The organism is Undibacterium sp. Di27W, from assembly GCF_049340345.1.
Lineage (GTDB): Bacteria > Pseudomonadota > Gammaproteobacteria > Burkholderiales > Burkholderiaceae_D > Undibacterium.
This window is the reverse complement of the sequence record NZ_JBMPOS010000012.1, coordinates 87,079-108,461: the sequence shown is the minus strand read 5'-3', so window position 1 is coordinate 108,461 and position 21,383 is coordinate 87,079. Positions and strand designations below refer to the sequence as shown.

Here is a 21,383-nt window from a genome sequence, read left to right as displayed (position 1 = left end):
TGAAGCGGAAAATTTCTACACAATAGCTGTTTATTTGCTTCGAACCAGTTATATTCTCCAGAGCCGCAAGCTCTGGAGAGTTCAGCAAAAGTCTTAAGCCAGGTAAACAGTTTTGAAGAATATTTTTCTCGTAGGCCTGATGGGCTCCGGCAAAACCACGGTTGGCCGGGCCCTGGCAAAAAAACTCAATAAGCGTTTCATTGATACTGATCACGAAATCGAGGCCCGTACCGGTGTCTCGATTCCCGTGATTTTTGAGATTGAAGGCGAGGCTAGTTTTCGACAGCGGGAGGCGGATGTGATCCGTGACCTGACTGGGCAAGAAAATATAGTCTTAGCCACAGGTGGTGGTGCCGTGTTAAGTGCAGAGAGCAGGAAGTATTTGCATGAACGCGGCATTGTCATTTATTTGCGTGCAGGCATACAAAGCATCTTGCAGCGTACCCGCCACGACAAGAATCGCCCTCTTTTGCGCACGACAGATCCGCGCAAAAAACTCGAAGAGCTGGAATCCCAGCGCGCCCCCCTCTACCAGGAAGTTGCCCATGTCAGCATAGAAACTGGCAGGCCCAATGTACAGTTTTTGGTGCAATCCGTACTGGATAAATTAGCTCAGGAAAAATTATTCGACATTCCTGAAGCCCTACTTAGTCATAGCAAATTAAATATGTCAGAGCAAAGTTCAGCCAGCACCAACACGGTCTTGAATGTCGATCTCGGTGAGCGCAGTTACTCCATCACCATAGGCGCATCCCTGTTAGCTGATAGCCAGTTCCTGCAGTCTAAAATCAAGGGCAAGAAAACGGTCATCATCACCAATACTGTGGTGGCCCCCTTATATCTGGCAACGCTGGAAACGGCTTTGCGCACGGCTGGCAAAGAAGTATTGTCCGTAGTTTTGCCTGATGGCGAAGAGCAAAAGAACTGGGCCAGCCTGATGCTGATCTTTGACGCCTTGCTGGAAAATAAATGCGATAGAAAAACCACTTTGCTGGCGCTTGGTGGTGGTGTCATCGGTGATATGACAGGCTTTGCCGCCTCGGCGTATATGCGCGGCATTCCTTTTGTGCAAATCCCGACGACCCTGTTGTCGCAAGTGGATTCATCGGTCGGCGGCAAGACCGGTATCAATCATCCTCTGGGCAAGAACATGATAGGGGCGTTTTACCAGCCCGAGGCTGTGATTGCCGATATAGGCAGTCTGCAAAGCCTGCCTGACAATGAACTCTCCGCTGGTCTGGCAGAAGTTATCAAGCATGGTGCGATTATTGATCCTGTGTTTTTTGACTGGATAGAAACCAATATGTCCGCCTTGCGCGCCAAAGATCCCAAGGCGTTGACACATGCAATTTTGCGCTCTTGTGAAATCAAGGCTGACATCGTGCGCCAGGATGAGCGCGAAGGTGGTTTGCGCGCCATCCTGAATTTTGGGCATACCTTTGGCCATGCCATAGAATCCGGTCTGGGCTATGGCAAATGGCTGCATGGTGAAGCGGTAGGCTGTGGTATGGTCATGGCGGCTGATTTGTCTTGTCGCCTTGGATTTATCGACTATGTCACCAAGACTCGCATCAAACAAGTCGTAGAAGCCGCTGGCTTGCCCAGTGTAGCGCCGGATCTTGGTGAAGAGCGCTGGCTGGAATTGATGGAAGTCGACAAGAAAAACGAAGGTGGTAAAATCAAATTCATCTTGTTGAAACCACTAGGGCAGGCACATATCATGACAGTCCCCAAAGAAATGTTGTTGCAAACCTTGCGTAGCTGTATCAGCAATTAACAAATATGTTTACCGACGCCCACCTCGCTCCCTATGCTGCACAATCTGCCAGTTCGCGAGGGCGGCGTCACACCGAAGAGTCATCATCCTCACGTAGCGAATATCAGCGTGACCGTGACCGCATCATCCATAGCACGGCTTTTCGCCGGCTAGAATACAAGACCCAGGTCTTCGTCAATCATGAAGGCGACCTGTTTCGCAACCGTCTCACGCATAGCCTGGAAGTGGCCCAGATAGGTCGCTCGATCGCACGTAATCTGCGCCTCAACGAAGATCTGGTGGAAGCGATATCCCTGGCACATGATCTTGGCCATACGCCCTTTGGCCACGCGGGCCAGGATGCCCTGAATGCCTGCATGAAGCCCTTTGGTGGCTTTGAACATAATCTGCAAAGTCTGAGGGTGGTCGATGAGCTGGAAGAGCGCTATGGCGCTTTTGATGGTCTTAACCTGACCTACGAAACCCGCGAAGGCATACTCAAACATTGTTCGATCACGAACGCCAGGTTGCTGGGTGATGTAGGGCAGCGTTTCATTGATAAACAGCGGCCTACGCTTGAAGCGCAAGTCACCAACCTGGCCGATTCCATCGCCTACAATAATCACGATATTGACGATGGTCTGCGTTCCGGTTTGCTGCTGGAATCTCAATTGCTCGACCTGGATATTTATGGACGCCATCGCGCGATTGTCGATGCGACTTATCCAGGCATCAGTGGCCGCCGTGGTGTCGCCGAAACCATACGGCGCATGATCAATACCCTGATTGTTGACTTGATTGAGACTTCAGCGCAAAAGATCAGGGATTGCCAGCCTGCTTCAGTCGATGAGGTGCGCAATATGGAAAGAATGATCGCTTTTTCAGAAAGCATCTACCGTGAAGCACAAGACTTGAAACAGTTTTTGTTTGAAAACCTGTACCGCCATTACCAGGTCAATCGCATGACCTTTAAGGCCAGGCGCACCATCACCGAATTATTTGATGCCCTGTACGCAGAACCAAATCTGCTGCCTACGGATTATCAGGTCCGCAAACTGGACAGCGCAGAGCAGCAGCAAATACAAGTCAGAAAAATCGCCGACTATATTGCAGGCATGACAGACCGCTTTGCCATGCGTGAACACAGGCGTCTCTATATAGTGGATGAAGTCTAGTTGCGACGACTGAATTGGCTACCCAGTATCTTCTGAGTTCCTACTGACGATGCCAGGCATTATCGGATTTACATAATTTGTACTTTCAAAAGCCAGGAAATACAGCAGGCTTTGTATAGAATATCAACTCTTTATCAGGAGAAAGCCATGCCATCCATTTCAACTTTATTTGCCCGCCTGCTGTTAGCCAGCAGCCTGCTCGTGGTCGCCACTGCCACTACTACTGCCCATGCAGTTTCTTTCTCTGATCTCAGTAATCAGGATGCAAGCACAGGTTTGAAAGCGGCCCTTGATAAAGGATCGGCGGCGGCTGTCAGCAAACTTGGTGTTGATGGCGGTTTCCTCAATAATGACAAGGTCAAAATCCAGCTGCCTTCGATATTGGAAAAAGCCCGCCCGATTTTGCAAATGACAGGCAAGGGTCAGCAACTTGATGAACTGGTGGTTTCCATGAACCGCGCCGCAGAAGCTGCCGTGCCCATGGCTAAACCCTTGCTGGTGAACGCTGTCAAATCCATGAGTCTGACCGATGCCAAGAATATTCTGACGGGTGGCGAGACTTCAGTGACCGATTTCTTCAAGGAAAAAACTTCCGCTCCTCTCAGTGCGAAATTCCTGCCCATGGTTAAAGGCGTGACCGACAAGGCTGGTCTGTCCGCCAAATACAATGGCATCATGAGCCAGGCACAAAAATTTGGCGCAGTGTCCCAGCAAGAAGCCACAGTAGAAGGCTATGTCACCCAAAAAGCCATGGATGCCTTGTTTTTGATGATCGCTGAAGAAGAGAAATCCATACGCCAGGATCCGCTGGGCGCTGGCAGCAAAGCCATCAGCAAAGTCTTTAGTTTGCTGAAATAAAATGCCAGGTGCAGGCAAGGCACAATATTGCCTTGCCTGTGCTAGTGGGCCGCATTGCATTGGCCATGGAATTCTTTGGAAATTAAAAATGCTGCTTTTTTGCAGCAGTTCTACCAAAAAATCACTAATCTGCACCGGTATCGATGAAATTCTTTCATCCCATCGCCGAAAGAGTTTCTCTCTGTCATAATTTTAGGTGTGTTTTTACCTGCCTTAAAACCCTGCTTTCTATCAAAAGCCTTGCTACACAAGGCCGTTTTCCCCGGATATACCTGCCAGATTACTGCTTGCCTCCACTTTTGCGTAGTATTACTTAAGTAGAACGGAGGCTGAGTTTTTTTCCATTTCCTGTTAATTTAGCGGGGTAATTCATGAATTTAATTTTTTGAAGTACTCTTATAAAAAATCAGGAGACAAAGATGTCATACAAAGTCAAAACCCTAGTCGCATCCATCGTTCTGGGTCTGGCTGCTGCCAGTAATGCAGCAGAGCCGATCAAGATTGGTGTCGCCGGTCCTTTTACTGCTGGTTCAGCACCGATGGGTGTTTCCATGCGCGACGGTGTCCGACTTGCAGTTAGCGAAATTAATGCCAAGGGGGGCGTATTGGGCCGCCAATTGCAATTGGTAGAGCGCGATGATGAGGCAAAAAATGAGCGCGGTGTGCAGGTAGCGCAAGAGCTTATCAACAAGGAAAAAGTATCTGCTACCGTAGGTTATATCAATACTGGCGTAGCGCTGGCATCCCAGCGTTTTTACCAGGACGCCAAAATACCGGTAATGAATAATGTGGCGACAGGCAGTGTGATTACCAAGCAATTTGCTGCGCCAGAGCACAAGGATAACTACGTTTTCCGTATTGCTGCCAGCGATGTCATACAGTCTGCAATGATTGTTGAAGAAGCTGTCACCAAGCAAAAATTTACAAAAGTCGCCATCCTTGCTGATTCATCAAATTACGGTCAGCTTGGCCGAGAGGATCTCGAAAAAGTATTGAGTGCAAAAGGCATCAAGCCAGTTGCGGTAGAAAAATTCAATGTCAAAGACGTGGATATGACACCTCAGTTGCTGAAGGCCAAACAAGGTGGTGCGCAAGTCATTCTGACTTATGGCATAGGTCCTGAGTTGGCACAGATTGCCAATGGCATGGAAAAACTGGGCTGGAAAGTTCCTATGATAGGCAGTTGGACTTTGTCCATGGGGAATTTCCTTGATAATGCTGGCAAAAACGGTGACGGTGCCATGATGCCGCAAACCTTCATCCAAGACCCGAATACACCAAAACGCAAGGCCTTTATCGAGGCTTATCAGAAAGCATATAAGGTAGAGCGCATGCCTTCTGCTGTCTCAGCAGCTCAAGGCTATGATTCCATTTATTTGCTCGCTGCTGCATTCAAACAGGCAGGAACTACTGACGGTGTGAAAGTGCGTGAAGCACTGGAAAACCTGAATGAAAAAATCGAAGGTGTAGTCACCACTTATAACAAACCATTCACGCATGACGACCATGAAGCCATCAAGCCTGGCATTCCTGTCATGGGTGAAGCCAAAGCCGGGCATATCGTCCAGGCCAAATAAGGGCAGGCACTCAGTATTCGCTCTTAGCCCAGCTGCGTCATCTATATGCAGTGGCTGGGCTGTTTTCAGATAAACAGCTGCAGGCTATCGACCGTATGTGGATAGTCGTGACAGGCTGCACTCCATGGGTGAGACAAAATGGAAATTTTACTTCAGCTCGTCTTCAGCGGCATTGCCCTGGGGATGATTTATGCTGTCATCGCGTTCGGCTATCAACTCACATTCGCTACTTCAGGTACCTTGAATTTTGGCCAGGGTGAAGCTCTCATGCTTGGTGCCCTGGTGGGCCTGAGCGTCGTTGGCAATGTGCATGGTGGTCCATATATGAATTATTGGTTGATGATACCCATCGTTATCGTCTTTGGTGCGCTGCAGGGCACCTTGGTTGAATGGATAGGCGTGCGTCCTGCCATCAAGATCAAATCAGAATTTGGTTGGATCATGTCTACGATTGCACTTGCCATCATTTTTAAAAATGTGGCAGAAAATATTTGGGGTAAGGATGACCTGACCTTCCCTTCCCCTTTGTCGGCTGCACCCTTCGAGGTTTTCGGTGTCAAGGTACAGGCCATGCAAGTGGTGGTGGTGTTAGGGGCGCTGGCCATGATGCTGGCAGTGGAATTTTTTAACCGCAAATCCATCTATGGCAAGGCCGTGGTTGCCACTTCCAACGACAGGGACGCAGCTGGCTTGATGGGTATCAATACCAGCATGGTCATCACCTTCTCTTATGCATTGTCATCGGCCACAGCGGCGTTTGCAGGTGTGTTGGTGGCTCCGTTGACACTGACAGGGGCCACCATGGGTTCTGCCCTGGGTCTGAAGGCATTTGCTGTGGCGATTATTGGAGGTTTGACCTCTGGTGTGGGTGCTATCGTCGGTGGTCTTATCTTGGGTGTGGCAGAAACACTGACAGGTTTTTATATCTCCACAGGCTACAAAGAGGTCCCAGGCCTGGTGTTGCTGTTACTGGTATTGGCGGTCAAACCGGCAGGTTTGTTTGGCAAAACTGCCATCAAGAAAGTATGAGGCCGGATGATGAATAAAAAGACCCTACTCGTTTCCATCGCTGGAATTGCTGCTCTGGGCCTGTTCCCGGTGATAATGCACAATCCCTATTACCTCCATTTGGTTGAAACCATACTGATCTACGCCATCCTGCTGTTTGGTCTGGACATTGTGGTTGGTTACACTGGCCAGGTTTCACTCGGTCATGCCGGTTTGTTTGGCATAGGCTCCTATACAACGGGCGTGCTGGTGTTCAAGCTAGGCATGTCGGTATTCGTCGCCATCCCCTGCAGTATCGCCGTCACGGCCGTATTTGGTGCCTTGCTGGCCCTCCCTGCGCTGCGTGTGACTGGTCCTTACCTGGCCATGGTGACACTGGCCTTTGGTACCATCATCCAGATTCTCATCAATGAAATGAGTTTCCTGACTGAAGGGCCGATGGGCATCAAACTCACCAAGCCTGTGATCTTTGGACAAAAGCTCGGTGAAGTTGGTTTCTTCTATCTGGTTGCTATCATGCTGGTGCTGGCGCTGATCGTGGTGCATCGTGTTTTACGCTCTCACTATGGCCGTGCTTTCCAGGCCTTGCGTGACAGCCCGATCGCGTCTGACTGTATGGGCGTGTCAGTTTACAAGTACAAAGTGATTGCCTTTGTCATCAGTGCGGCACTGGCTGGTCTGGCAGGCAGCCTGTATGCGTATTCGGAAGAATATATTTCACCGAATACCTACAACTTTGAACTGACCATCATGTTCCTGCTGGCAGTCATCATGGGCGGGCGCAAGACCCGTACTGGTTCATTGCTGGGTGCTTTGATTGTCGTGATGTTGCCATCGCTGCTGGCTGATATAGAACTGTTCCGCAAGATTGCTACCGTCGCTGCAGTCATCGCCGTGATTGCCGGTGGTGCCGCCATCGCCAAACAGCGCAAGACAGTCAGGGAACTCATCGTACCCGTTGGTGCGACTGTGGCCATGGCATTGTTCTCTTACAAGCTGGAAAACATTACTGACTGGCGTCTGACCATCTTCGGTTTGATGACCTTGTTTGTTGTGTACTACCTGCAAGATGGCATCGTTGGCTTCGTCAACAGCTTGCTTGGCAAAGGGCAGCAACATCTGGTCGTCAATGTAGAAAGCGCAGAGACCAATGCAGGCAATGCGATTGTCAACGCCAGCGATACTCGCGTTGGTGTCCTGTTGACAGGCCGGAAAATTCTCATGCAATTCGGTGGCCTGAAAGCCCTGAACCAGGTTGATCTGCAAATCAACAAAGGCACGGTACACGGCTTGATCGGCCCCAACGGTTCCGGTAAGAGCACCATGATGAATGTGCTGACCGGTATCTACCAGCCTACCGATGGCGTGGTGGAATTTGGCGGCAAAGTCATCTCCGGCAGCACTCCTTCCGCAATTGCTCTGGGTGGTGTGGCACGTACTTTCCAGAACGTGCAATTGTTTGGTGAGATGACAGCAACAGAAAACATCCTGGTTGGCTTGCACAGCACCTTCCGCAGTAATGTGGGTGATGCCATGCTGCATACGCCACGCTATCTGCGCGAAGAACGATTGGCAAGAGCACGTGCTGCCAGCATCCTGCAATTCGTTGGTCTGGCGGACCTGGCCAATGAAGAGGCGCGCAATCTGCCTTATGGCAAACAACGCCTGCTCGAAATTGGTCGCGCACTGGGTCTCAATCCGCAACTGCTGTTGCTCGATGAACCTGCTGCTGGTCTGACTGCGCCTGACATCAAGGACCTGATCGCCATCATCCGCAAGATACGTGAACACGGTATTACTATCATCCTCATTGAACATCATATGGATGTGGTCATGTCGATTTGCGATACCGTGACTGTGCTGGATTTTGGCCAGAAAATTGCAGAAGGCAAACCGGCGGCAGTGCAGGCCGACCCAAAAGTAATTGAAGCCTATCTCGGTGGCAGCGTTGCTGAAACCGTCGAAACTACTGCAGCCTGAGGAGAGAGTAATGTTAAGCATTTCAAATCTGCATGCAGCCTATGGCAAGGTCGAAGTCTTGCATGGTATTTCCATGGAAGTGCCCAAGGGTAAAGTCGTGACACTGATAGGTTCCAACGGTGCTGGCAAAACCACCACCATGCGCGCCATCTCCGGTATGTTGAAACCCAAAGAAGGTAAGGTGACACTGGCCGGTAAAGATGTTACCGGCCTCGATTCACACAAGATCGCCAGGGCAGGCTTGGCACATTCGCCAGAAGGCCGGCGCGTGTTTGCCACCATGTCGGTGACCGATAATCTTTTGCTCGGTGCCTTCCCGCGCTTCACCCGCAGCCGTCCGCGCGGTGACATAGAAAGTGATCTGCAAAAAGCCATGGAATTGTTTCCACGCTTGAAAGAACGCAAAAACCAGTTGGCAGGCACCCTGTCTGGTGGCGAGCAGCAAATGCTGGCGATGGCGAGGGCAGTCATGCTCAACCCTGACGTGGTCTTGCTGGATGAACCATCCATGGGTCTGGCACCGATATTGGTCGATGAAGTCTTTCGTATCATCGTACGCCTGAAAGAGCAGGGCACCACCATGCTGCTGGTGGAGCAGTTTGCCGCGGCTGCCCTGGCCGTGGCTGATTATGGTTATGTACTGGAAAATGGCAGGATATCTGTGCATGGCCCGGCGACTAGTTTGCAGAATGATCCGGCAGTGAAGGCGGCTTATCTGGGTGGTGGTGCGCAGCACTAATTAATGCCAGATTCTCGGTGGAAAATGTAGTGAAAAAATGGGGAGTTTGCTCCCCATTTTTTCATTTTGGCTCATCAATTCTTGCTTGAATTGTGATATTTTTCGATGCTGAATTGCGCTGGTTCGCGCTTCACATTGATCACCATTGGGCATCCCTATGAATTCCATTTCTTCAAAAATCCACCTTACGATTCTGGTGTTGGTCACACTCTTTAGTGCCTCCTGCATGGCAGCGCCAGTGCTGCAAGAACATACAATAAAAATCGATGGCAAGCCAAGACGCTACTATCATTTATCTGATACTGCCGCAACACCTCCTGGCCAGCCCATCCTGTTGGTCAGTGGCTCAGGTTGCGATGATTTTGCTACACGCTTGCCCCTGTTTTTTGAACGTTATCCCGCCACTGCCAATGTCTATTATCTGGAAAAACCTGGTGTCATCAAAAATGCCGACGGCAGCAAATGTAGTAAAGAATTTCAGGCAGCAGACAAATTTGATCAACGCTTGTCAGATCATTTAAAGTTCATCGAGCAAGAGCCTGAACTGAAAAAGATGCCAGTGCATTCCATTGCCGTACTGGGCTTTTCTGAAGGCGGTGCGATTGCGCCTTACCTCGCCAGGGATAGCGAGAAAATAGGCTGGCTGGCAACCGCTGGTAGTGGTGGTTTGAAACAAAGTGAAGAATTTTTGATCTTTGCTGATCGTGGTGTTGAGCCTTATGCCAAGCCATTTTCACGTGACTATTTTTTACATGTGTATGCTGACATCAAAAAAAATGGCAAGAGCCTCAGGAAAGAATTCTTTGGTCATCCCTATGCCTACTGGTCTGGTCGTTTGTTTACTGATCCTTTGAGCGTATATGCAGGCCTGGATATCCCCATGGTGGCGGCGATGGGGGAGAAGGATGAGAGTGTGCCTATAGAATCGGGGCATGCCTTGCGGGACTATTTCTTGAAGCACCCTGAGAAGGATTTTCAGTTTGTCGAATTTCCGGGCGCCAGCCATGGTTTGAAAACTGCGGAGAGGAATGGGGCGCAGGAGTTTATTGCGGGCTTGGCGGGGTGGTTTAAGGGGGATAAGAAGGCATTTGAGTTGAAGTGATTGCAGATATGCATAAGAGGCTGCTCAGCCTTGGATTTTAGGGCAATCTTATTAACGTCAATCCTGCGTAGGCAGGAATCTAGTGACGTTTGTTGTATACCGTAAAATGCATTAACTTCAGATTCTCATTATTTTACGAATCTGTTTTTCAAATACGTTTATGCGCCATTTAAGATTGCCGGTCGGGGGTAGCCCGACAGCTACATACCTTTCTTGCGTCGCCAAGAAAGGTATGCCAAAGAAGGCGACCCAGGCGTAGCCGCCCCCTAAAGGGGGTTCCCGTTTGTGCAGTACAAAAAATGGGAAATACCCGAAACTCGCCTGCGGCTCAAACAACGGTCATTTCTTTTTCCATTTTCTGTACCGCACAAACGGCGGCTACACATGGGAACTGCAAAAATCAATAGCAACTGCAACTGCAACTGCAACTGCAACTGCAACTGCAACTGCAACTGCAACTGCAACTGCAACTGCAACTGCAACTGCAACTGCAACTTCAACTTCAAAAGCAACGTCAATGCGACCTTTGTGCAAATTTTTGTATTGGCAATTGATTTAATTTTCTTAAAAAATCAGTTTTTAAATCACCCTTCCAAATACCGCAAAGGATGCGCATGAGCAGGCCATGCTTCTGCAAAGAATCCTGTCACCTGCTCTGTCGTCACTTCAGCCAATGTTGCAGGTGACCAGCGTGGACTATTGTCTTTGTCTACCACCAGGGCACGTACGCCTTCAAGTACTTCACCATGCTTGAAGCAATGGCGTACCATATTTCTTTCCATGCGCAGGCAGGCTGATACTGTCATGTCCTTACTGCGGCGCAGTTGTTCCAGTGTGACTGACATCAGCAAGGGTGAGCGCTTTTGCATGGTGGCCAGGGTTTGCTGGGCGAATTCGTTGCTGTTTTGCTGCAGTTTTTCACAGATGGTAGTGACACTATTACCTGCGAAGATGTCATTGATGGCCGCATGTTGCGCGGCCAGTTTGCTGGTATCCGGCTTTGCCTGGTCTGCAAAGCTAGCTGCGAAATCACGTATTGCCACGTGCAGGTCCGTGGCCGCGCTTTCGCTGAGCAAATTCATCAATGCTGGTATTTCAGCGGTGGGGATGTAGATATCTGCCAGCCCTGCATAGATAGCATCAGCGGCAGTAATGATCTCACCAGTCAGTCCCAGGTAAGTACCAATTTCACCCTCAGTGCGTGACAGGAAATAACCACCGCCGACATCAGGGAAAAGACCGATATTCACTTCCGGCATGGCCATCTTGGTACGCTCAGTGACAATGCGCAAACGGCAATCTGACCCTGCCTGGGCGATACCCATGCCACCACCCATGACGACGCCATTCATCAGCGCGATATAAGGTTTTGGGTAGAAATGGATTAAATGATTTAAGGCATATTCTTCTGTGAAAAAATCTTCCAGCAGGGCCGAGTCACCTTTCGGAGTAGCAGTGCCGACATCATAGAAAAAACGGATATCCCCACCAGCACAAAATGCCTTCTCGCTGCTGCTGTGAATAAACACGGCACGCACACTTTGATCATCCTGCCAGGCCAGCAAGGTCGCCGTCAATGCTCGCACCATATCGAGAGACAGCGAGTTCAAGGCTTTGGGTCTGTCAAGGGTGATATAGCCTATATTGTTCTTGACGGAGGTGAGGACAAATTCGCTCATGATGGACTATGCAGTGTAGGGGATGAAGCTGCTATTTTAACTTTGTCAGGCTTGGGCGTCACGGGGTGTATATGTTTATGAGGAAATAGAGTAAGGACGGCATGCTCGTTGCCGTTGGGTTTGACTTTGGGGTTGTTTTTGACTTTCGGCAGTTCCCATGTGTCGGCGCCGTTTGTGCAGTACAGAAAATGGAAAGAGAAGGACCGCTGTCTGAGCCGCAGGCGAGTTTCGGGCCTTCCCATTTTTTGTACTGCATAAACGGGAACCCCGCAGGGGCGACGACGCCTGGGTCGCCTTCTTTTGCTTCCTTTTCTTGGCGAGCAAGAAAAGGGAGTAGCCGCCGGTCTATCACCGGCGAGCAATCTTCAAATACGAATGCAGGTATTTCAAAATCCAGCTCGCAAAGTCTTACGATTCTGGCGTGAATAAACTTCGTGGCATACACCGAACGCCGCTGGATTCCAGCCAAAAGCACGCTGGAATGACGTTAATACGTGTACGGATTGCCATATGGCAATCAACTGAATAGATTGAGAAATATTATTTATTTCAAAACCACTCACCCAACAAAAAGGACGCCTTTAGCGTCCTTGTTTTGGATGTCCACAACCTGTTAGGGTAAGGACCGGGGTCTTATGAAGCCGATGCCGGATCAGGTATGTGCTTGATGGCGTCGTGCTGATGGTCTTGCATTTTATCTTTGTGCTTGATGACCTGGCGATCAAGTTTGTCTACCAGTGCATCGATTGCTGCATAAAGATCATGCGCCAGACTTTCAACGTGGATATCTTTACCGCTGATATGCAAATTAATGTCGGCTTTGTGTCGTTTTTCCTTTTCCCGGAGCTTGTCCACCGTCAGGATGACGGCGATATCAATGACCTGGTCGAAATGTCGCCTGATACGTTCTAGTTTGGTATGTACATATTCACGAATTGCAGGAGTTACTTCGACGTGGTGTCCACTGATGGTGAGATTCATACTGTGCTCCTATAGTGATGTTGCTTGCTGTAACGATACACTCTTGGCATTTATTTGCCTTGAGCTAAATCATATATAGCAATTCAAACCGTGATTACAAGGACTACTTACAAAGATTTACGCAAACTGACTGGGGGGATTTTCAGGGCTTCACGGTATTTGGCAACTGTCCGCCGGGCAATTACCATGCCCTGTTCACCCAGCATGTCTGCAATTTTGCTATCAGAGAGTGGGCTTTTCTGGTCTTCTGCTCCTATCAACTGCTTGATGAGTGCACGTATCGCGGTGGAAGATGCTTCACCCCCTGTTTCCGTCGCGACATGGCTGCCGAAAAAGTACTTCAACTCAAACATGCCATGTGGGGTCAACATGTATTTTTGGGTTGTCACACGTGAGATAGTGCTCTCGTGTAATCCTAGTGTATCAGCAATTTCGCGCAAAACAAGGGGTCGCATGGCAACGGCACCATGGGTGAAAAAATTGCGTTGCCTTTCAACTATCGCTTGTGCAACGCGCAAAATAGTGTCAAAGCGTTGCCGCATATTTTTGATGAGCCAGCGGGCTTCCTGCAATTGCGCACCCAGGCCAGCTTCACCACGGTTTTGCTTCATGATATTGGCATACACGCTGCTGACTCGCAGCCTGGGCATGACATCCTGATTCAGCATGACTTGCCAGCCATTGCCAGACTTTCTGACGATCACATCCGGCACCACATAATCTGATTCATCGGCGGCAAAGGCAATGCCAGGCCGTGGCTGGCACAGGCGTATGATGGTTTGTGCATCGCGCAAATCTTCATCATCGCAGTCGAGAATTTTCTTGAGTTTGGTGAAGTCTCTTTGTGCAAATAAAGCCAGTTGTGTTTCAACAATTTGCAATGCCAGTCTGCGTGTGACAAAAGCCACTTTGGGCATGCGCCTGATTTGCAGGGCCAGGCATTCTGAAGGGCTGCGCGCACCGACACCAGCCGGGTCAAAGCTTTGCAGCATATTCAGGGCAAAGGCCAGTTCTTCTGCTTCTACACAGAGTTCCAATGGCAAACTGGCATGTATTTCATCCAGGGTTTCAGTCAGGTAACCATTGCTGTCCAGCGCATCTATCATCAGTTCGACCAGGGCACGGTCACGCGGCTCACGCAGGTTCAGGCGCATTTGCTCCAGTAGATGTTCACGCAGGGTGATGTGGGCTGCTCCCAGTTGTGGACGGCCATCTTCATCATCACCAGATTTGCTGCCATGCTGCACATCATCAAAGCCCCAGTCTTCTTCGCTGGAGCTGGTGCTGTCATTGCTGATGACCGTTTCGGCATCGGCAGCGGCTGGCTCGGTGGATTTATCGCTTTCTTCTCTTTGCGCAGGTGCTTCCATGCCTGCGTCAGCCGAGGTACTTGTTGTATTGATGGCACCATCGGCCAGCAGGCGAACCGCATGGTCGAGTGGATCATCGACGCGTTCCAGCATGGGATTATCGGTCAGCAGCGTCTCCAGCTCCTGATGCAATTCCAAAGTCGATAACTGCAATAATCGTATTGATTGCTGCAATTGCGGCGTTAAGGCCAGATGTTGTGAGGTACGTAGTTGCAGGCTTTGTTTCATGATGATTCCCGTCACATCCGGAAGTGTTCTCCGAGATAAACGCGACGTACAGATTCATTTTGTATGATGTCGTCAGGCTTGCCGCTGGCAAGTACCGCGCCTTGATTGATGATGTAAGCGTGATCGCAGATGCCCAGGGTTTCGCGCACATTATGATCGGTGATCAAAACGCCTATGCCGCGTTCCTTGAGGAAGCGGACGATACGCTGGATTTCGATGACAGCGATAGGATCAACGCCGGCAAAGGGCTCATCCAGCAAGACAAAGCGTGGATTGGTGGCCAGTGCACGGGCAATCTCGACGCGGCGGCGTTCACCACCTGACAGTGACAAAGCCTGGCTCTCGCGTATTTTTTCTATTTGCAAATCTGCCAGCAAGGCATTCAGCCTTTGCTCGATTTTCTTGCTGCCGAGGAATTTGCCATCGCTGTCTTTTTGCAATTCCAGTACCGCACGGATATTGTCTTCTACCGTCAACTTGCGGAACACTGATGCTTCCTGCGGAAGGTAAGACAGGCCGAGCACGGCGCGCTCATGGATGGGCAGTTGCGAGATATTGACATCATCAATAATGATATCGCCAGCATCGGAAGGTACCAGACCAACGATCATGTAGAAAGAAGTGGTTTTGCCTGCACCATTCGGCCCCAGCAAACCCACCACTTCACCACTTTTCAATAGCAGGGAAACATCGCGCACGACCTGGCGTGCACCATAACGTTTTTGCAAACCCTTGACCAGCAAGGTGCTGCCTGACTGTGCTGTCATCTTAATTAGCCTGTTTTTCTGGTTTTGGTTGCAAGATGATTTTCAGGCTGCCCGAACCTTCTACAAACTGGCCACTGGTGGAGTTAGTGCCTACAAAGACTTCATTCTTGCTGTCATAAGACAGGTATTCGCCAGCCTGTTCCTGGGTGACTTTAGTGCCTTCCAGATAGCGTACCTTGGCCTTGGAAAAGAATTTGACGATTTCCGTGCTTTGATTGTATTCCGCACGTTCAGCTTCGCCATCTACCCACAGATCAGGTCCGCCATCGCGCTTTTGGCGGAAGGTGACTTTGCGATTGCTGCCACCAGTCAGTACTACAAATTGATCACCATTCGGCGCCTCGGTGACGACGGCATTTTCTGCCTTGACATTCAGAGTGCCACGCACCAGGGCGACACCCTTGGATAATCTGCGCACGCTGGTCTTGCCATCGCTCTCGCCATAACCGGCTTCGATGACGGTTTCCTTGTTGCTGTCGGCTTTTTCTGCATATGCAGTTGCACTGACCAGGCCCAGGCAGGCCAGGCCGAATAAATGGGTAATGCCGAATTTAGTAAGTGTCATGGAGATGATCGCTTTCTCAATTATTTGGTTTTAACTGCATTCACCGCTTCACGCTTCTTGAGCAGGATGCGGACTTTGCTTAACAGGGCCAGGTGTTGGGTAGAGTTATTGGCCAGCATACCGGTTGCGGTCGATGTCGATTTACCGGTGGTGATGGTGATGGGCTTATCGGTCTTGACAACATCATCATCTGGCAATAGCAATAGATAATCCGATTCCACATGCACGAATTGCGAACTCAGGCCCTCTGGCCTTTCCATGCTGACATTGTCATATAAATGCACTTCATCATGCTCACGCTTGGGTGTGATGACATTGGATTTTTGCGACACCACGGCCAGGTCGGCCCGCAGATGCAAGGGTGGCCGGTCCTGATCAAAGCTGTTGATCTGCGGATGCTTGATTTCTATATTGTCGTTACGCGGCAGATGTACCAGGCTGTCACCAGTAATATGGTAATTGGCCTTGCCATTATTCGACAGGCGTATGAAATTGAATTTCTCTACATAGTAATCAGGTGCTGATCTGGCTGCGCTGCGGTTTTGTTCATCGTCGCCATTGCGACGTATGACTTCCATGACCCAGATGGTGCCCAGGGTCAGTATGCCCAGCAGTATCACGGCCAGCCAGATGCGGAAGCGGTCTATGGTCAAATGGGATTTCATGTCAGATATGCTTGTAGAGCCTGTTCATATTTACCCTGGGCACGCAGGATGAAGTCGCAAACTTCGCGTGCTGCGCCCTGGCCACCGCTGGCCCTGGTGATGTAGAGCACGCGCTGTTGCACCTCTGCATGCGCATTTGGCACGCTGGCAGCAAAGCCCACGCGCGTCAGGATGGGCAAGTCGATGACATCGTCGCCGATAAAGCCGCAGGCTTCTGCGGGAATAGCCAGCTGGGCCAGCAATTCCAGGAACGCGGCTTTTTTGTCATGGATGCCCTGGCAAACATGGCTGATGCCCAGATCGGCAGCACGCTTGCTGACGATGGCGGATTGCCTGGCACTGATGATGGCCGTGATGATGCCAGCCTGTTGCAAGAGCTTGATACCCTGGCCATCCAGCACATTGAAGCACTTCATCATTTCACCTTCGGGCCCAAAATACAGGCTGCCGTCGGTCAGTATGCCATCTACATCAAAGATCATTAATCTGACCTTGCTGGCTCCTGCTGTCGCTGCATCTGCTGCATCTATTAAAGCTATGTCCATCAAATCACCTTGGCCCTGGTCAAGTCATGTATATGCAAGGCACCCACCAGCTTGCCCTGGTCGTCGGCGACCAGCAACTGGTTGATGCGGTAAGTTTCCATGACTTCGACGGCTTCTACCGCCAATTGTTCCGGACGTATGCGACGCGGGCTATGGTTCATGACATCGGCAATGCGTAATTGGGTAAAGTCGCGGGTGCCATCCATCAGGCGGCGCAAGTCGCCGTCGGTGAATATACCCAGCACCTGCTGCTGTTCATCCACCACGGCGGTCATCGCCATGCCTTTTTTGGTGATTTCGAGCAGTGCCGTCTTCAGGCTGGTTTCCGGGCCGACTTGCGGTATGGCTTCATCAACCCGCATGACATCCCTGACATGCGTCAGCAAGCGCCGACCAAGGGAGCCACCAGGGTGGGAGCGGGCAAAGTCTTCTTCGCGAAAACCACGTGCATCCAGCACTGCCACCGCGAGTGCATCGCCGAGGGCCAGGGTCACCGTGGTGCTGGCCGTTGGTGCCAGGTTCAGCGGGCAGGCTTCTTTATCGACATGCAGATTCAGATGGATATCCGCCAATTTGCCCAGGCTGGATTCCGGGTTGCCTGTCATGGCGATCAGTTTCACCCCCAGGCGCTTGATGATGGGCAGGATGGACATCAGCTCAGACGCTTCACCGGAATAGGAAATCGCAATAAATACATCCTGCGATGTCACCATGCCAAGGTCGCCATGCGCAGCTTCAGCCGGATGGACAAAGAACGAGGGCGTGCCAGTCGAGGCAAAGGTAGCAGCAATTTTGCGTGCAATATGACCAGACTTGCCTATGCCAGAGACCACGACCCTACCGTGGCATGCCAACAACATGCTGACCGCCTGAGAAAAACCGGCAGCATCGCCATTGCCCAGGCGCTTTTGCAGGGCCAGCAGGGCATCGGCCTCGATTTGCAGGGTTTCACAAGCCAGTTTCAGGGCGCGTTGCGCAGCGAGGGCCGCGTTGGCCTTGGCTTGTTGTTCAAAAGTTAAAGGTGCATTCAGTTCATTCATGCCGGAAGTATAAACGAAATCCTCAAAGCAAAAACTTTGCCAGTTGTAACGTAATGAATTATGTTTGCCCAAAAGCAGGATGACAGGTCTATAAATCGGCAATAATAGGCAGCATGACAGGTCTAGACACTACACTATTATTGTTGGCCGCCGCCGTATTGGGCGTGGTCGCATTCCGCATGTTGCAACTGCCGCCCATGCTGGGTTATCTGGTGGTGGGTATTTTCATAGGACCACATGGTTTTGGGGTAGCCGAAGATGGTGCAGTTACCCATGAGCTGGCCGAATTCGGTGTGGTTTTTCTGATGTTTTCCATAGGGCTGGAGTTTTCCCTGTCCAAACTCATGGCCATGCGCAAGGCAGTGTTTGGCCTGGGCATGGCGCAAGTACTGGTCACCATCTTTACCAGCATGGTCTTTGGCTGGGCTGCCAGCCGCTGGCTGCCGCAATTGTTTCAGATCAGCTGGGAAGCCTCATTTGCGCTCGGTGGCGCGCTGGCCATGTCATCCACTGCTATCGTCTCCAAAATGCTGACGGAAAGACTGGAACTGGAAAGCCTGCACGGGCGGCAAATTATCAGTGTGCTGCTGTTCCAGGATCTGGCCGTGGTGCCGCTGCTGATCCTGGTGCCTGCCCTGGCCTCAAAATCGCCAGACTTGATGCAAACCCTGGCCTGGGCCAGTGGCAAGGCTGTGCTGGTGCTGGTGTTATTGCTGGTGGTAGGGCAAAAACTCATGCGCGCCTGGTTCCATATCGTTGTCAAGCGGCGCTCGCAAGAGTTGTTCATGCTGAACCTCTTGTTCATTACCCTGGGGGCAGCCTGGCTGACCGAGAGGGCTGGCCTGTCCATGGCGCTGGGGGCATTCGTCGCTGGCATGCTGATTTCTGAAACTGAATACCGGCATCAGGTGGAAGAAGACATCAAACCTTTCCGCGACGTCTTGCTGGGCCTGTTCTTCATCACCGTAGGCATGCTGCTCAATGTAAGGCTGGTGCTGGAGCATTTCTGGCTGGTGCTCTTGCTGTTGACCGGGCCGGTCTTGTTGAAGTTTGTGCTGATTGCCGCCTTGGCGCGGGTTTTTGGCAATTCCACCAGCGTTGCCATGCGCACTGGCCTGGGTCTGGCACAGGCGGGTGAATTCGGTTTCGTTTTATTGAATCAGGCGGGTGGCTTGCAACTGGTCGATCCCCTGCTGGTGCAATTGATACTCGCATCTATGGTGATTTCCATGCTGATCTCGCCCTTCATCCTGGCCAAGTCGGATGCCATCGTCATGAAATTCTCTGCCAATGAATGGATGATGCAATCGCTGGCACTGACCCAGATCGCCGCGCGTACCATGACCACCAAGAAGCATGTCATCATCGCCGGTTTTGGCCGCAGCGGGCAAAGTCTGGCACGTATACTGGCAGAAGAAAATATCGATTACCATGCCCTTGATCTTGACCCCGACCGCGTGCGGGAAGCGCAAACTGCCGGTGCCAATGTCTCATATGGTGACGCAGCCAGGCGAGAAAGCCTGCTGGCGGCAGGTGTCAACCGCGCTTCGGCGCTGGTGGTGACTTATACCAGTACCGCGTCAGCCTTGAAAATTTTGCATTTCGTCAATGAAATGAACCCCAGCTTGCCGGTCATCGTGCGTAGCCATGATGATGTGGATCTGGATAAACTCAGGGCGGCTGGTGCGACGGAGGTTGTGCCAGAACTCATGGAAGGCAGCCTGATGCTGGCATCCCATGCCCTGGTCATGCTGGGTGTGCCTCTGCGCCGCGTGGTGCACCGGGTGCAGGCAGCCAGGGACGCGCGCTATGAATCCCTGCGCGGCTTCTTCCACGGTGCCAGTGACGCTGCCGATAGCCCGGAAAGCATGCAGATACGCCTGCATACTGTCATCTTGACCGAGCGTGCCAATGCGATTGGTCAGCATCTGGCTGAGTTAAAGCTGGTCGAACTGGAAGTTGATATCCATGCAGTAAGGCGTGGCAAGGCCAGGCTGGATCATCTGGATGACATCGTTTTACAGAATGGCGACGTGGTTGTCGTCAGGGGAACTTCCGAAGCAGTCGCTAGAGCAGAGCAGCGGCTGTTAAAATAGCGGGTTATTTTTAAAAATTGAAGGACATGCTCGATGTTGAATCCGGCCGAATACATTAAACAACATATACGCACAGTGGAAAACTGGCCACAAGCCGGCGTGATGTTTCGCGACATTACCCCCTTGTTGCAAAATCCTAAAGTATTTCGTGTGCTGATCGATATGTTTGTGCACCGCTACATGGATGAAAAGCTCGATGTGGTGGCTGGCCTGGATGCACGCGGCTTCATCATCGGTTCTGTAGTGGCCTATGAGCTGAACCTGGGTTTTGTGCCTATCCGCAAGAAAGGCAAACTGCCTTTCCATACCGTGTCTGAGCAATATGAGCTGGAATATGGCAGCGCCACAGTAGAGCTGCATTCCGACGCCTGTAAAAAAGGTGACCGCGTCGTCCTCATTGATGACCTGATTGCCACCGGCGGCACCATGATGGCGGGCAAGAAATTGCTGGAACGCCTAGGGGCGACAGTCGTGGAAGGTGCTGTCATCGTAGACTTGCCTGAACTGGGTGGTTCAAAAATTATCCAGGACAGTGGCCTGCCATTGTTCACCGTTTGTAATTTCGACGGCCATTGATAGGCTGGCTGGTACTTAGCTGGTACTTACTCACATGCATCAGTTTCACATTGCCAATGTAGACCCGGCCTTGCCCGAGGCTGTGGCTTTACTGGATGAACTCTGTGTCCGCCTGGCTGATATTACCGGCAGCAGCGGGCGTTCCTCCTTTGATGCAGAAGATGTGCGCGTGCCGGGTGCCTTGTTTGTGCTGGCCCGTAATGCTGATGGTAAGGCAGTGGGCTGCGGCGCTTTTCGCCCCATGGGTGAAGGCGTGGCAGAAGTCAAGCGCATGTATGCCCAGGTGGCCGGTGTCGGCCTTGCCGTATTGACACATCTGGAAAGTGCCGCCAAGGAATATGGTTACCGCAAGCTACGCCTGGAAACCCGCCTGATCAATCAGCGTGCTGTTGCCTTTTATGAAAAACACGGCTATGTCCGCATTTCCAATTTTGGCAAATATGTGGGCAAGGCAGAGGCTGTCTGCTTTGAAAAACAACTAAATCATCCGCAAAACCAGTCCTGACAGCGAATTTGCTGATTTTTTTGCTTATTTATTTGATAGCGCAAGAAATCAGCAAAAATGCCAGAGCTGCGCTATACTTCAAATCTTCCAAGGAGCGTTGCGACGAAAACTACGAGTTTTTGCCAGGCTTGGGATATCCATAACCGCGCTCACGTTACTTTTTTCATCAGA

Annotated in this window: 20 protein-coding genes and 1 riboswitch; of the genes, 12 read left to right on the top strand and 8 right to left on the bottom strand. The window is 50.9% G+C overall.

Annotation, left to right across the window (positions count from 1 at the left end; translation table 11 throughout):
* The first annotated feature begins 139 nt into the window (after window positions 1-139).
* The 9 genes from aroKB (at window position 140) to ACO0LF_RS22235 (ending at window position 10,754) form a co-directional block, all read left to right on the top strand.
* Window positions 140-1,777, top strand: coding sequence for a bifunctional shikimate kinase/3-dehydroquinate synthase AroKB (gene aroKB / locus ACO0LF_RS22275; RefSeq protein ID WP_423018262.1), 1,638 nt, complete (start codon window positions 140-142; stop codon window positions 1,775-1,777).
* A gap of 5 nt (window positions 1,778-1,782) precedes the next feature.
* Complete coding sequence (locus tag ACO0LF_RS22270; RefSeq protein ID WP_423018021.1) at window positions 1,783-2,931, top strand: deoxyguanosinetriphosphate triphosphohydrolase; 1,149 nt, start codon at window positions 1,783-1,785, stop codon at window positions 2,929-2,931.
* A gap of 147 nt (window positions 2,932-3,078) precedes the next feature.
* On the top strand, window positions 3,079-3,789 hold the full coding sequence (locus ACO0LF_RS22265; RefSeq protein WP_423018019.1) for a DUF4197 domain-containing protein: 711 nt from the start codon (window positions 3,079-3,081) through the stop codon (window positions 3,787-3,789).
* A 419-nt stretch (window positions 3,790-4,208) separates the two neighbouring features.
* Window positions 4,209-5,366: an ABC transporter substrate-binding protein gene (locus ACO0LF_RS22260; RefSeq protein ID WP_423018017.1), complete on the top strand. Its 1,158-nt coding sequence runs from the start codon at window positions 4,209-4,211 to the stop codon at window positions 5,364-5,366.
* A gap of 138 nt (window positions 5,367-5,504) precedes the next feature.
* Window positions 5,505-6,395: a branched-chain amino acid ABC transporter permease gene (locus ACO0LF_RS22255; RefSeq protein WP_423018015.1), complete on the top strand. Its 891-nt coding sequence runs from the start codon at window positions 5,505-5,507 to the stop codon at window positions 6,393-6,395.
* 9 nt (window positions 6,396-6,404) lie between these two features.
* A complete protein-coding gene (locus tag ACO0LF_RS22250; RefSeq protein ID WP_423018260.1) occupies window positions 6,405-8,354 on the top strand; it encodes an ABC transporter permease subunit in 1,950 nt (649 codons plus the stop codon).
* A gap of 10 nt (window positions 8,355-8,364) precedes the next feature.
* Window positions 8,365-9,093 carry an ABC transporter ATP-binding protein gene (locus ACO0LF_RS22245; RefSeq protein WP_423018013.1) on the top strand — a complete coding sequence of 243 codons (729 nt, stop codon included), beginning with the start codon at window positions 8,365-8,367 and terminating at the stop codon, window positions 9,091-9,093.
* 157 nt (window positions 9,094-9,250) lie between these two features.
* On the top strand, window positions 9,251-10,195 hold the full coding sequence (locus ACO0LF_RS22240) for an alpha/beta hydrolase family protein (protein ID WP_423018011.1): 945 nt from the start codon (window positions 9,251-9,253) through the stop codon (window positions 10,193-10,195).
* A gap of 283 nt (window positions 10,196-10,478) precedes the next feature.
* Entirely contained in the window at window positions 10,479-10,754 is a 276-nt protein-coding gene (locus ACO0LF_RS22235) for a hypothetical protein (RefSeq protein ID WP_423018009.1), read from the top strand.
* Between the two features lie 25 nt (window positions 10,755-10,779).
* On the opposite strand, the gene ACO0LF_RS22230 is transcribed toward ACO0LF_RS22235, so the two are convergent.
* The 8 genes from ACO0LF_RS22230 to ACO0LF_RS22195 form a co-directional block, all read right to left on the bottom strand.
* Entirely contained in the window at window positions 10,780-11,874 is a 1,095-nt protein-coding gene (locus ACO0LF_RS22230) for an enoyl-CoA hydratase/isomerase family protein (protein WP_423018007.1), read from the bottom strand.
* A 633-nt stretch (window positions 11,875-12,507) separates the two neighbouring features.
* Window positions 12,508-12,855: a ribosome hibernation-promoting factor, HPF/YfiA family gene (gene hpf, locus ACO0LF_RS22225; RefSeq protein ID WP_422948895.1), complete on the bottom strand. Its 348-nt coding sequence runs from the start codon at window positions 12,853-12,855 to the stop codon at window positions 12,508-12,510.
* A gap of 107 nt (window positions 12,856-12,962) precedes the next feature.
* A complete protein-coding gene (locus ACO0LF_RS22220; protein WP_423018005.1) occupies window positions 12,963-14,453 on the bottom strand; it encodes an RNA polymerase factor sigma-54 in 1,491 nt (496 codons plus the stop codon).
* Between the two features lie 11 nt (window positions 14,454-14,464).
* On the bottom strand, window positions 14,465-15,220 hold the full coding sequence (lptB, locus tag ACO0LF_RS22215) for an LPS export ABC transporter ATP-binding protein (protein WP_423008903.1): 756 nt from the start codon (window positions 15,218-15,220) through the stop codon (window positions 14,465-14,467).
* 1 nt (window position 15,221) lies between these two features.
* On the bottom strand, window positions 15,222-15,785 hold the full coding sequence (gene lptA, locus ACO0LF_RS22210) for a lipopolysaccharide transport periplasmic protein LptA (protein WP_423018003.1): 564 nt from the start codon (window positions 15,783-15,785) through the stop codon (window positions 15,222-15,224).
* A gap of 20 nt (window positions 15,786-15,805) precedes the next feature.
* The gene (lptC, locus tag ACO0LF_RS22205; protein WP_423018001.1) at window positions 15,806-16,450 is read right to left on the bottom strand and encodes an LPS export ABC transporter periplasmic protein LptC; all 645 of its coding nucleotides are present in this window, start codon (window positions 16,448-16,450) and stop codon (window positions 15,806-15,808) included.
* Window positions 16,447-16,995 (bottom strand): KdsC family phosphatase, encoded by a 549-nt coding sequence (locus tag ACO0LF_RS22200; RefSeq protein ID WP_423017999.1) that lies wholly within the window; start codon window positions 16,993-16,995, stop codon window positions 16,447-16,449. The genes lptC and ACO0LF_RS22200 overlap by 4 nt, the downstream gene beginning before the upstream one ends.
* Entirely contained in the window at window positions 16,995-18,035 is a 1,041-nt protein-coding gene (locus ACO0LF_RS22195; protein ID WP_423017997.1) for a KpsF/GutQ family sugar-phosphate isomerase, read from the bottom strand. Before ACO0LF_RS22195 ends, ACO0LF_RS22200 begins: the two co-directional genes overlap by 1 nt.
* Window positions 18,036-18,148: 113 nt before the next feature.
* On the opposite strand from ACO0LF_RS22195, the gene ACO0LF_RS22190 reads away from it, so the two are divergent.
* From ACO0LF_RS22190 to ACO0LF_RS22180, 3 genes are read left to right on the top strand one after another with little or no spacing between them, the layout of a single operon-like run.
* Entirely contained in the window at window positions 18,149-20,131 is a 1,983-nt protein-coding gene (locus ACO0LF_RS22190) for a monovalent cation:proton antiporter-2 (CPA2) family protein (protein ID WP_423017995.1), read from the top strand.
* 33 nt (window positions 20,132-20,164) lie between these two features.
* Window positions 20,165-20,707: an adenine phosphoribosyltransferase gene (locus tag ACO0LF_RS22185; protein ID WP_423017993.1), complete on the top strand. Its 543-nt coding sequence runs from the start codon at window positions 20,165-20,167 to the stop codon at window positions 20,705-20,707.
* Between the two features lie 34 nt (window positions 20,708-20,741).
* The gene (locus ACO0LF_RS22180) at window positions 20,742-21,212 is read left to right on the top strand and encodes a GNAT family N-acetyltransferase (protein ID WP_423017990.1); all 471 of its coding nucleotides are present in this window, start codon (window positions 20,742-20,744) and stop codon (window positions 21,210-21,212) included.
* 83 nt (window positions 21,213-21,295) lie between these two features.
* Window positions 21,296-21,370: riboswitch (S-adenosyl-L-homocysteine riboswitch) on the top strand.
* Window positions 21,371-21,383: the final 13 nt, after the last annotated feature.